At 68.1% G+C, this 12,701-nt stretch carries 6 protein-coding genes; 1 reads left to right on the top strand and 5 read right to left on the bottom strand.

What is annotated here, in order from left to right; translation table 11 throughout:
* Nucleotides 1-22 precede the first annotated feature (22 nt).
* Together ACIBAD_RS24490 and ACIBAD_RS24485 are read right to left on the bottom strand one after the other, a co-directional pair.
* A complete protein-coding gene (locus tag ACIBAD_RS24490; RefSeq protein ID WP_398908395.1) occupies nt 23-1,963 on the bottom strand; it encodes a S41 family peptidase in 1,941 nt (646 codons plus the stop codon).
* Nucleotides 1,964-2,224: 261 nt separating this feature from the next.
* Nucleotides 2,225-4,264, bottom strand: a complete 2,040-nt coding sequence (locus ACIBAD_RS24485; RefSeq protein WP_134067496.1) for a M4 family metallopeptidase — start codon at nt 4,262-4,264, stop codon at nt 2,225-2,227.
* 459 nt (nt 4,265-4,723) lie between these two features.
* Between ACIBAD_RS24485 and ACIBAD_RS24480 the strand changes: the two genes are divergently transcribed.
* Nucleotides 4,724-6,127 (top strand): S53 family peptidase, encoded by a 1,404-nt coding sequence (locus ACIBAD_RS24480; RefSeq protein ID WP_134067494.1) that lies wholly within the window; start codon nt 4,724-4,726, stop codon nt 6,125-6,127.
* A 104-nt stretch (nt 6,128-6,231) separates the two neighbouring features.
* Here the strand turns inward: ACIBAD_RS24480 and ACIBAD_RS24475 are convergent, their stop codons facing one another.
* From ACIBAD_RS24475 to ACIBAD_RS24465, 3 genes are all read right to left on the bottom strand, one after another.
* Nucleotides 6,232-7,809 carry a purple acid phosphatase family protein gene (locus ACIBAD_RS24475; protein WP_398908392.1) on the bottom strand — a complete coding sequence of 526 codons (1,578 nt, stop codon included), beginning with the start codon at nt 7,807-7,809 and terminating at the stop codon, nt 6,232-6,234.
* A gap of 231 nt (nt 7,810-8,040) precedes the next feature.
* On the bottom strand, nt 8,041-9,549 hold the full coding sequence (locus tag ACIBAD_RS24470) for a DUF4246 domain-containing protein (protein ID WP_398908390.1): 1,509 nt from the start codon (nt 9,547-9,549) through the stop codon (nt 8,041-8,043).
* Nucleotides 9,550-9,824: 275 nt separating this feature from the next.
* Nucleotides 9,825-12,188, bottom strand: coding sequence for a non-reducing end alpha-L-arabinofuranosidase family hydrolase (locus tag ACIBAD_RS24465; protein WP_398908387.1), 2,364 nt, complete (start codon nt 12,186-12,188; stop codon nt 9,825-9,827).
* Nucleotides 12,189-12,701 lie beyond the last annotated feature (513 nt).

Raw genomic sequence — 12,701 nt, 5'->3', positions numbered from 1 at the left:
GGAGTGCGGCCGCTGTGGACCGTCAGTTGAGACGTGCGGTGTTGCTGGCGACGAGTTCTCCGCCGACGAAGCCCTCCACGCGCGCGGAGTGGGCGGCGGCCGCGTCGGGGACGGTGACGTCGGCCTGGCCGTCGGACAGGTCGACGGAGGCGCGCGGGCGCTGGTCGACGTACACGTCCAGCCGGTCGATGTTGGTGACCTTCACCTTGAGCCGCAGAGCACCGCCGGCGGCGGCGGTCGCGTCGGTGATGTTCACGGCGTGCGGTGTGAGGCTCTTGAGGATCTCCCCGGCGCGCTCGAACAGGTCGGCGTTGCCTTCCATCAGGTCGCGGCGGGTCATCCGGTAGGGGACGTCCGGGGTGATGCCGAGGTCTTCCACCGGAGTACCGGAGTTCGCGCCGACCCGCAGGCTGCGGCGGATGGCCACCCGCATGCCGGCGCCCTTCGGCAGGGGCCGGTACGGCGTCTCGGGATCGCTGGTGAGGAGTTCGACGAGGTGTTTGTGCTCCCAGACGTTGGCGCCGCCGGCGCCGGTGTTCTCATCGGTGCCGAGGACGGGGCCGATGTGGTGGTCCTGGAATCCTGCGGCGAAGATGTCGGTGGCCGAGTAGCAGCGGGCACTGGTGATGAGGACGACCGGGCCGGCGTACTGCTGGCCGATCGCGTTGGCCTCGTTCTCGGGTGTGAGTGCCACGGCGCCGGAGTAGGTGGCCCCGATCTCCACTGCCTGTTCCATGGAGGGCAGCCAGGCGCCCAGTTCTTCCTGGTTGTTGCGGCAGATCCGAAGGTTGAGCGGGGTGTTGATGAACTGCGTCGGCTCGGGGGTGATGGTGCGGGGGGTGAGCGTCTGCAGCGCGAGTTCCGAGTTCCAGATGACGCCGCCGCCGTTGTCCCGGACGTCCAGGATCAGACCGCGGTCCGGCACCTGGCGGAGCAGTCTCACGAATTCGTTGATGAACCCTTCCACATCGTTTTCGTTGAAGGTGAAGATCCGGATGTAGCCGAAGGTGCCGGCGGCCGTCTGCACCTCTTGAGCGCGGAACACCTTGGGCATCGAGGAGGAGATCTCGCCGGCCCGCACTTCCGGGGCTGCCTCGCCCGCGTCGAGGGCCTTCTGCCGGGCGACGACCTGTGGCGCGAACAGCATCACCTTGGCGCGGTTGGCCTCGTCCATGTCGAGGTCCAGGCCCAAGGCCAGCGCGGCCCCAGTCGGCGCCGCCGCGTGGACGAACGTCGGGAGGAGGTTGTTGGCCACGATGCGCCAGCTTTCGCGCAGCTCTCGCGCGGTGCCGTCGGCGTCGACGTAGCTGACGGTCACCCACTCCTCGAACGGTGGAAGGTGCATGACGAGCGGACGCAGGGTCAGCGACTGGATGCCGCGGCTGCGGCGGGCGGCCGCGTTGCTGCCGGCGAAGCGGGCTGCGTTGAGGTCGACGGCCTTGGCGATGGGGACCCCGCTCCAGTGGGTGATCTCGACGCCGGGCGCGAAGCCGGGGGCGGAGAATCCCTGGGCCACGTGGGTGACCATGAAGTGCTCGCCCTGCGCGTCCTCGTACCGCTCGACGAGGAACGGCAGGAAGGCGATCTTGCCTGCGTAGGGGGCGGGGAGCAGGTAGTTGGTATGGAGGTCCCGCACCGAGTGGAAGATCTCCGACAGCTCGGCGTGGAACGTCCACTCCAGGGGCTTCGTCGCCTCGGTCTGCCGCTCCAGCCGCCGCCGCAGCACCCGTAGGCGTTGCACCGGGTTGACGGCGTACATTGCGGACTTGAGCGGCAGGTGGACGTAGTTCTGGTCCAGCATGAGCAGGGCCTGGTCCACGATGAGGATGCGCTCGGCCAGCGTCAGGGTGCCGGCGCCCGCGAGGAAGGCGGGCAGTTCGGTGGCCGCGGCCAGATGCTCCCTCACGGGTTCGGCGGCGTGGGGGACGAAATCCAGGGTGGAGCGGTCGGCGGGGTGTGCCATGGTGTGCCTCCCGGGCGGGGAACGGGTCGTTCGGGATCTTCACCTCAGCTATCGGAACCCGTCCGTGTACAGGTGAGCCGGGCTTCCCTATTTCGCCTGAAAGGACCCGTCCCCGCGGACAGCGACGCGGCCAGGGCGAACAGGGAGGGCAGCGCTCCGCGCGCAGCACGACACCCCCGTCCTCCTGTGTCCTGGAGGCGGGGGTGTCGGCGTACCTGGGCGCAGACCCTTCGCAGGGTCAGGTCATGCGCGGTCAGGCGGTCAGAAGGTGAGCTTGAAGTCGGTGATGGTGCCGGTGTCCGCGGCGCCCTTGTCCTGGACCTTCAGCTTCCAGGTGCCGTTGGCCGCGACGGCCGAGGCGTTGACGGTGTACGTCTTGTCGAGGTTCGCCGTGGAGTCCGAAGAGGAGTTCTGCAGGCGGTACGACGTCCCGTTGGGCGCCACGAGGTCGATCTGGAGGTCACCGATGTAGGTGTGGGTGATCTTCACGCCGACCTTGAGGGTGCTCGGCGCGTTGCCGGTGACGCCGGTGACGCTGACCGACGAGGTGACCGCGGGGCCGGGGGAGTCCGGGATCGCGATCCGGGAGGTGCTCTCGAAGACGTTGCCCGGGGTGGGCGTGCCGCCGTTCGAACGGGCGCCCACGTTGACGGCGGCCCAGGCGTCGGTGATGTTCTTGACCTCGGGGCTGCCGGCGCCGTACAGCTCGCTCGCCGCGGCGATCGTGCCGTCGCGGGCGCCCTTGTAGTCGGTGCTGGAGTTGAACTTGGTGGTGAGCGCCTTGTACCAGACCAGCTGCGCCTTGTCCCGGCCGATGCCGGTGACGGGCAGACCGTCGGAGGTCGGCGAGTTGTAGCTGACCCCGTTGACCGTCTTGGCGCCGGAGCCCTCGGAGGCCAGGTAGAACCAGTGGTTGGCCGGGCCCGAGGAGTAGTGGACGTCGAGGCTGCCGATGCCCGAGTACCACGCGTCCTTGGAGCCGCCGTCCTTGCTCGGCTTGTCCATGTAGCGCAGCGGGGTGCCGTCGCCGTTGATGTTGATCTGCTCGCCGATGAGGTAGTTGCCCGGCGCGCTGGGGTTGTTGGCGTAGAACTCGACGGAGGTGCCCATGATGTCGGAGGTCGCCTCGTTCAGGCCGCCCGACTCGGCGCTGTACTCAAGACCCGCGGTGGCTGCGGTGACGCCGTGCGTCATCTCGTGCCCGGCGACGTCAAGCGAGGTCAGCGGGTCGTTGTTGCCCGTTCCGTCGCCGTACGTCATGCAGAAGCAGCTGTCGTCCCAGAACGCGTTGACGTACGCGTTTCCGTAGTGGACCCGGGAGTAGGCGGCGACGCCGTCGCCGCGGATGCCGGACCGGCCCAGGACGTTCTTGTAGAAGTCCCAGGTGACCCCGGCGCCGTAGGCGGCGTCGGCGCCCGCGGTGGCGGCGTTGGAATTGGCCCCGTTGCCCCAGGTGTCGGTGGTCTGGGAGAAGAGCGAGCCCGTGCCGGACGTACCGTGGTTCAGGTTGTACGTCTTGTGGCCGCCGCGGCCCGCGTCGTTCAGCGTGAAGTTCGAACCGGACTGCGAGGTTCCGAGGGTGACCTGACCGCTGTAGTGGGTGTTGCCGACACCGGTCTCGATGCCCTGCCACTGGTGGAGCTTGGCGCCGGTCTTGGCATCGGTGATGACGTGGAGCTGGTTGGGGGTGCCGTCGTCCTGGAGCCCGCCGATGACGGTCTCGTAGGCGAGCGTCGGCACGCCCTCGGCCATCCACACGACCTTCCGGGGGGCCGCGTCGGCCTTGTCGGCCTTGGAACCGACCGCCTTCGCGGCGTCGAGGGCCTGCGCGGAAGCGGCCGCCGGAGCGTCGGCCGGTGCGGAGGTGGAGACGCCGGCCAGCTGGGCGGTGGACGCCTTGCTGACGCTCTGCGTCGTGTTGGCGGCCGTGCGGCTGACGATCAAGTCGCCGCCGAGGACCGGGAGTCCCTCGTACGTGCGCTCGTACCGGGTGTGGGTGGTACCGTCCTGGTCCTTGACCACATCGTGGACGAGGAGCTTCTCCTGGGAGGTGAGGCCGAGCTCCTTGGCCGTCGCGGCCGTGGTGCTCTGGGCCTTGGCTATGAGCTCGGCGCGCTGGGACGGGGTGAGCTGTGCGGGCAGCGCGCCCGGGTTCCGCACCGGCTGGCCCTCGGGAGCGGTGTTCGCGGACTGCTCGGACTGCGCGCTGGCGCTGCCTGCCTGGACACCTACGGTGAGCAGGGCGGCTGCGGCGAGCAGGGCACCAGTGGCGGTGGCGTTACGACGATGCGTGGACTTCACGCTGACTCCTCTTACCTGTGGGGGGTTACCGGGCGGCTGGGATGAGGCCGTCCGGGCAGAGCGTTGCGGAGCTGGTCCGTGCTGGGGATGGGGAGAGAGTGCCAGCGATCGCGATCTTTGTCAGGAGCGCGTCATGGAATCGGCCGAATCGGGTCCGGATTTCGCCGTTGGGTGTCCGCTGAGCGGACGTTCCGGGTGGCTGATCGAGAGCCTCGGACACACCCGACAGGCTGACCTGGGGCGGGACTTGCCGGGACTCGCTCCGGCCAGGGTGGGCAACTGGCTGTGGGAGTTCGCGGCGCCCGGCACGCGGGGTGCACGCGGTCGTGGAGGTGGCGTACTGCGCATTCAGGTAAAGCGTTCGGCATCAAGCATCAAATAGGCTTGTCTTGCACATGACTTGGCGGGTGAGATCGCGGAGGCCGCTCTGCGCGGCGCCACCCCCCCAGGGAGTCTGCAATGCATCCAGTTCGTCTTCGTCGTACGTGGCCGCGTTCCGCCGCCGGCGCGGCCGCTGCCGTCGGCCTCGCGCTCACCGCGATGGCGGCCGCCCCACTGACCGGTACCGCGACCGCCTCCGCGCCGCACACCTCAGCAGTCCCGCGCACCCTGGCCCGTCCGGCCATCGCGGGTCACCAGCTGATCCGCTCCGTGGGCAGCCCGCTCTCCATCGAGGAATGCCGGACCAAGTGGAAGATCGCCTGCTACACCCCGCTGCAGTACCGCGAGGCGTACCACCTGAACCCGCTGTACGAGGCGGGCATCACCGGTAAGGGCCGCACGATCGTCATCGTGGACTCCTTCGGCTCGCCGACCGTCCAGCACGACCTGGACGTGTACAGCAAGCAGTTCGGGATACCCAGCACCAAGGTGGACGTGGTCAAGTGGGGCAACGTCCCCGCCTGGGACCCGAAGAACGCCGACATGCTGGGCTGGGCCGGCGAGACCACCCTCGATGTGGAGATGGCGCACGCCGTGGCCCCGGACGCGAAGATCGTCCTGGTGGAGACGGCGGTCGCGGAGACCGAAGGCACCACCGGCCTGCCGGAGATGATGGACGCCGAGAAGTCCCTCATCGACCGCGGCATCGGAGATGTGATCACGCAGAGCTTCGGTGCGACCGAGAACACCTTCCCCGGTTTCGACAAGGGCGACTTCTCCAGCATCAAGAACCTGCGCTACGCCTTCGAGGCCGCCGCGCGCAACCACGTCACCGTGCTCGCCTCCTCCGGCGACGGCGGAGCCACCGACTACAACGCCGACGGCAGCGCGTACTACGACCACCCCGTCAACTCCTGGCCCTCCTCGGACCCGCTGGTGACCTCCATCGGCGGCACCCAGCTGCACCTGGACGACGCGGGCAGGCGGACCGCCCCCGAGAGCGTCTACAACGACAACGGCGCGAGTGGTGGAGGCCAGTCGCACGTGTTCAAGCGACCGGCCTTCCAGAACGGGGTCAAGGGCATCGTCGGCGCGCAGCGCGGCACCCCGGACATCTCCATGGCCGCCGCGGTCGACGGCGGCGCGTGGATCTACACCAGCTATGACCCGGCGTCCGCCGGCTGGGACGTCTCCGGCGGCACCAGCGAGTCCAGTCCGCTGTTCTCCGGCATCGTGGCCCTCGCCGACCAGGCCGCGGGAAAGCGCCTGGGCAACATCAACGAGGCGCTGTACTGCCTGTACGGGCGCTCCGCCCATGACCGTTCCACCGGTCTCGTCGACGTCAACGACGGTACGAACAACAGCTACGAGGGCGTCACCGGCTACACGGCGGTGAACGGCTACGACATGGCCACCGGCGTCGGCACGCTGGACGCGTCCCGCTTCGTACCCGCCCTCGCCCGCGAGGGCCGGCGCGGCTGACGGTTCGCGCCGACGGCCGGGAACGGGTGCGCTGCCTCAGGAGGCGGCGCACCCCGGACCCATGGGCTTCGTCCGGGTCGGACACTGTTGCGCCGCGAAGGACGCTAGTGGCCGCGTCCCCTCTGGATCTCGAAGTGGTCGATCCGCTGGCCCGTCTCGGCCAGTGCGCTGACCTTCAGCTTCGGAGAGCGGCCCGTCTCGACCTCGACCGCGAGGAAGGAGTAGTCGGTGTACCGAACCCGCGACCACTCGACCGTCTCGGTCGCCTTCGAACCGCCCTTGACCCACCGGTAGGACTCGACGCTGTCGCGGTCCGCGACGTGGCCCTCGTACGAGTCCGGCACCGGGAAGCTGTACAGCGAGCGCCCCGCCGCGCCGGCCGTGACGTACACGATGCCGTCTTGAGTGGGATCGGTGCGCTCGCCGATGGGAACCTTCCGGCCGACTTTGTTGCCCTTGATCGCGTCGGTCCGTTCGTACACGTGGTTGTGGCCGTTGATGACCAGGTCCACCTGGTGCTTCTCGAACAGCGGCACCCACACGTCGCGCACCCCGCCCTCCGAGGCGTGCGCGCTGGTGGTGGAGAACGCGCAGTGGTGGAAGAACACCACGATGAAGTCCACGTCGCGGTGGTGGCGCAGTTCGCCCAGCCGCCGGTCCAGCCACGCGGTCTGCTTTCCGCCGCTGATCCCGAAGTTGGCGGGGATCTCGTACGAGACGTCGTTCGCGTCGAGTGCGACGACCCCGACGTTGCCGTGTACGAACGAGTACACGCCGGGCTGGTTGACCGGGTCCGGGCCGTTGTCAGGCAGGGACCAGCGGGCGTTCTGGCCTCCGTAGCCCTGGGGTGAGTACCAGGCCTCCATGTCGTGGTTGCCGGTCGTCACCATCCACGGCACGGTCTTGGCCACCGTCTCCGTCTGGGCCAGGAACTGGTCCCAGGCCCGCGCGTCGTAGGTGTCGCCGGCGGTGCCCGAACCGGAGGAGTCTGCGTAGCAGATGTCGCCCGCGTGCAGGTGGAAGGCCGGGTTCTGGGCCAGCAGCACCGCGTCGTTGCCGAGCGCGTGGTAGCTCACGCCCTGGTCGCCGAAGGCGGTGAAGGTGAAGTTCTCGGCGCGCGAGGGGGCGGTGGTGAAGGTGCCGAGCGTACCCAGGTTGCGGTGGTCGGCAGGGTCGAAGCCGTCGTGCCCGACCCCGTAGTAGTAGGTCTGCCCGGGCCTCAGCCGGTCCAGGCCCACGTGCAGGTAGAACTGCTCGGCCGCGGCGATCTTGCCGCCGTTCAGGACCGGGGTGCTCAGGTGCCGGACCTCGGCGTCGATCTTCACGCTCAGCGCCCAGGGGCTGGTGCCCACGCGCAGGTACGGCTTCTTCACCGCGAACGGCACCTGCCAGGACACCCGCATCTGCGTCTTCGGATCGGCGCCGTACTGCAAGTGCCGTGCGAACGGTGCGGCCAGGGCACCGTCGACACCGCGGCGCTCGGTTGAGGTCGGCGTGGCCGGAGCCGCGTACGCCGACGACGCCGCGCCGACGCTCAGACCGGCACCGGCGACGGCCGCGGTCACCGCACCCGCGCGCATCGCGCCGCGCCGGGTGAACTTCGCACGCAGGTAGTCGTGCTGCTCGGCCATGCTCATCCGGGAGGCGAGCTTCTGGGGGATACCGAAATCGGGAAGGTCCATGGCCGCAAACCTCATCGTCCGAGACGACGCGGAGTTCGCCGGGAGGTGAACGGACGGGGGCGGAACTCCCATGAGAATCCCCGGAATCACCCATGTTCGTGCCACCCCGTCCGATGCCGGACCGATGCCGGGGCGACGGTGGCCGGTTCGGGCCCACGCCGCCATGCTCCGGGAGGCTCCACCCGAGGCGCCCTGGCGACTGCTCCGGCGGGCGGACCCAAGGGCGAGGTGTCAGTGCTCGCAGAGGGAGAATTCTCGCTCGTAGAGCTGCTCGTTGTGTTCGTCGACGAAGAACTTGCGTTCCTGCATGAGCTGTTCGCGGTAGATCTTCGCCTGTTCGAGCGTCATGGTCGAGGTGTCGAACCATGGCTGCTGCGGTGGCACGTCGGATGTCGAGACGATCCTCTCCGACGGGTCGACCAGGAAGAACGCGAGGATTTTGCGGTGTCCGGGGCGGGTGGTGTCCAAGAGGCGGAACGAGTCGACGCGGTGTTGCAGGATGTTCGGGAACGCCAGACAGCGGCCCGCCGGGGTCGATGTCGATCCCAGCACCTGGTTCAGCGCGTCCTCGTCCTCCAGACCGTAGACCTCGCGCAGACCGTTGCCGTCGTTCTGTTCGTAGTTCGGGTCGTCGAGTGCCGCCCGGAAACTCAGCCGGCTTTCGGTGATGTTCTCGCTGTCCCAGTAGTAGATGCCGGTCGAGACGATCCGCTCGTTCAACATTCCCTCGACATGCCAGGAACCGCCCGGGTACTCGGGCTTGTCCGGGGTGAGGTGAATGGTGGCGAGCTTGACGATGACCTGGAGACGCCGGCCGCGCAGGTCGACCCGGGCGGATGCATCGGGCAACTCGGGCGGGGTGAACGCCGGAGCGTCCGGGATGACCGGGCGGCGGTTCTCCCACCAGTCGTCCTGGGCCTGTTCCCACGCACCAACGGCCTCTGCGTAGGCATCGTCATCATCGTAGGAGTCCTCGTCCGGGTACTCCGGCTGCGAGTCGTACCACCCGTAAGGATCCGCCTCGATCCGCGGGGGCCGCGGATGGCGCAGATCGGTGAGCACGTTCTCCAGCAGGGGAAGCATCCGAGCGAACAAGTCCGGCAGGACCGAGGCCAGTTCGCGATGATGCTCGGGGTGGACGTTGTTGACGTACGAACGGAACGCGACATCGCCCTCCTCACTGACGTCGACGTCCGTGGGAAGCCACTGGAACTTCTCCGAGAACTCGTACTTCGCATAGCGGTCCGTCGGATTCTGCCAAGCCCTCTCGGGCGCTCCGCTCACCTCTCTCACCAGGCAGAACAGTGAAGGATGAACCAGATCCAGCACCTGGCCGTCGGATCCGGGGTGCCAGTCCTGCTCCGCTTCGGGGACCCGCTCCAGAACCTGAACCGCCTCGCGCAGCCGGCATCTGAGCTTGTCGTCGACCAGCGTGTCCGACTGCCACACCCCGTCGACGGCGGACACCTCGACTCCGGTTCGTCCGTCCCGCAGCGCGGCGTAATGCACGAGTTCGGCCAGCACATAACGGACCTGCGCCTCGGTGAGGCCCTGGGCGACGGCCTCCCGCGTCCACCTGGCGACGATGTCGGCATCGTTCATCTTCTCGAACCAGCCCGGCTTCGACCGAATGTGTGAGCTGCACTGCAGCATCTGAAGTTCCCGCAGCGTCCGGGGCGTCGCGAAGGGTATGGAACGGGATGCGTGAAAGGGCAGCGGGAAAGCGGACAGGCCGGTCAACTCTTGGTCCTCCCAGTCGGTGTGCGGTGGCGGGAAGGATACTTCAGCGGACTGACACCGCAGCCGTGCGACGTCGATCCGCCCCTGGTACCGCAACCGCCCCGGCATGCGGCTGCCACGACGAAGTCCACAAAGAGAGGAACCCCAGCCGACGCACGGCTGGGGTTCCTCGAAGCGGTGGGTACCGGTCAGCAGGTGAGGTTGCCCGGGCGGTGTACCACCCGTCTCCGCGCCGGCAGGCCGCCCCGAATCGCGATCACCGTGGATCGGACAGGTCAGCGCTGCAGGGTGAGGAGACCCGGCCGGTACGGCAGTTGGTCGTACGGGCCGCTGGCGGTGGGGGACTTGCCCTGGTAAAGAAGCTGCAGGTTGCAGGGGTCGATGGTCATCGTCTGGTCAGGGTTGTTGCGGACCAGGTCACCGTGGCTGATGTCGTTGGTCCAAGTGGCACCACTGTTGGCCTTGCCGGCGAAGGGGTTGCTCTCGCTGGCGGCCTGCGGGGTCCACGAACCGCTCAGGCTGGAGGCCGTGAACGAGCGGAAGTAGCGCTCCTCGTTCGCACCCCGAGCCTCGACGATCATGAGGTACTGGTTCTGGTCCTTGACCTTGTAGACCTGCGGTGCCTCGAACAGGTTCTTCACCGTGTCGCTCATGACCGTCGTGTACGAGGAGCCGAAGCTGCCCGGGAAGTTCCCGATCGGCATGCTCGCCCGGTAGATCTTGCCGTTGTCACCGGCGAAGAACAGGTACATGTTCTGGTCGTCGGCGATCAGGGTCTGGTCGATCGGGGCGGCGCCCGGGATGCTGCCGGTGAACAGCGGCTGCGGAGCGGACCAGCCGTTGGGGTTGGTGGGGTCGCTCGACGTGCGGTAGATGAAGGGCCACGGACCCCACTGGTACGCCAGCACCCAGATCTTCTTGGGCGCGAAGTAGAACAGCGTGGGCGCCACCGCGGTCTGGCTCATCCCGGTCTGACCGGCCGACGCCATGTCCGGCCAGTTCGTGAAGGGGCTGAACATCATCGAGCCGTACGAGGATCCCGAGGTGTTCGAGGCGTAGACCAGGTGCTTGCCGTTGTACACCACGTCGGTGAAGTCCTTCAGCGAGCCCCACCCGTTCGCCGGCTGCGCCAGCGCACCCGTCGACGTCCACCGGTACGTGGACGGAAGAGCACAGGTGCTGCCCGTAGGCGTGGGCATCGTCGGGGTCGACGTCCCGGACAGGCCGGTCCACTGCTGGTTGCCCCCGGACCAGCAGGAGTACAGCTGGATCTTGGTGCGGTTGGCGGTGGCCGCGCCGACGGCGTCGAGGCACAGCCCGGACTGGGCGCCGGCGATCGTGCCGTTGGTGTTGAGGTTCCACTGCTGGGCGGCGCTGCCGTCGCAGTCCCCGATGACCCCCGCCGTGCCGTTGGTGGTGCCCTTGGCCAGGGCGCTGAGGCACTTGTTGCCGTAGATCTTCAGCTGCTTGTCGGAGGTGTAGGTCCAGCGCTGGTTGGCCTGGCCGTTGCAGTCCCACAGCTGCGCCTGGGTGCCGTTGGCGGTGGTGAAGCCGTTGATGTCGATACAGCGACCGGAGGGTACGCCCTTGATCGCTCCGGTACCGGTCCCACCGGTGGTACCGGGGGAGGCCTTGAGGGCGTTCACGACAGCGGCGTGGGCAGCCTTGGGGTTGCCGCTGCTGTCGAACAGCAGGGGGCTTTCGGCGCTGCGCCAGGAGTCGCTGTCGCGGATGCCCCATACGGTGATTCCGCTGCACCGGGCCACGGACAGGCAGGCCTTGACCGTGTTGGCGTAGTGGGTGGGGGAGGCCCCGGCGATGTCCAGTTCGGTGATCTGGACGTCGACGCCCAGGGCGGCGAAGTTGGACAGGGTGGTCTGGAAGCTGGACGGCGGGCCGCCGGTGCCGAAGTGGCTCTGGAACCCGACGCAGTCGATGGGCACGCCGCGGGACTTGAAGTCCTTGACCATGCTGTAGACGCCCTGGGTCTTGGCGTCGGTCCAGTTCTCGATGTTGTAGTCGTTGTAGCAGAGCTTGGCGGAGGAGTCGGCCGCACGGGCGGTGCGGAACGCCTCCTCGATGAAGCCGTTGCCGAGCACGTTCTGGAATACCGAGCTGCGGTGCTGGGAAGAGCCGTCGGCGAAGGCCTCGTTGACCACGTCCCAGGCGTAGACCTTGCCCTTGAAGTGGGTCATCTCGGTGGTGATGTGGTTGTTCATCACGCTGCGCAGCGTGTTCGCGTCGCCGATGGAGCTGACCCAGGACGGGAGCTGGGAGTGCCAGTCCGTGGTGTGGCCGCGCATGCGCTGGCCGTGGGCCAGGGCGTGGTCGACGATCCGGTCGGCGGGACCGAAGTTGAAGTTGCCGCGGGACGGCTCGACGGCGTCCCACTTCATCTCGTTCTCCGGGGTGATCATGTTGAACTCCCGGTCCGAGATCGCGGCGTACCGCGAGTCACCGAGCCTGCCGGCCGCCACAGCGGTGCCGAAGTACCTGCCCGAGGGGGCCGCCTGCGTACCCAGGCTCGCGGCTCCGGCGGAGCTGGGGAGGAACGTCACGACACCGGCGACCAGCGCCGAGGCCGACAGCCCTATCGCGAATATCCGGCGACGCCGGCTGAGCCGGTGCAGGCCCTTCATGATTCTCCTCGGGGGTCGCGGGTCACCCTGGGTGCCGTGATCGTGTGCGCATCGGCCGGTACGGCCTGATCCGCCGCGGGGTGGGTGCGGTGCAGGACGTGGGGCCGATCCTGCGTACCGGTCGCCCGGGGTTCGTGGGTGTGTCGCGTCATGGGGGGGCTTTCTTCAGGAGATACGTCAACGGGAGAGTCGGGGAACCTGCCACACCGGCACGCATGGTGAGCGGCGGGAAAGGAACCCCACGCTATGGAGGCCTTTGAACGCGCGGTCTCGTAACAAAAAAGTCGCGTCGTCCGGTCGATTGCCCGGTGATGCATCTCGCAGGCGAAAAACGTTATGCGAAGCCCCGCCGTCGGGCCGCCCCTGGAGAAGGGGGCGCGCCGTCCTGATCACCAGTGAAGGATTTCTGAGTGCCACCGGTGGCGGTTGCGGTGTCAGCCTTCAGGCCGGTCATGGCGAGGCAGCCGTCGCTGCATGCGGATCGAGGCTGGATTCGGCGCAGCACTCTGTTCA

The sequence above is a fragment of the Streptomyces sp. NPDC051109 genome, assembly GCF_044455885.1.
GTDB lineage: Bacteria > Actinomycetota > Actinomycetes > Streptomycetales > Streptomycetaceae > Streptomyces.
This window is presented reverse-complemented; position numbering and strand designations above follow the sequence as displayed.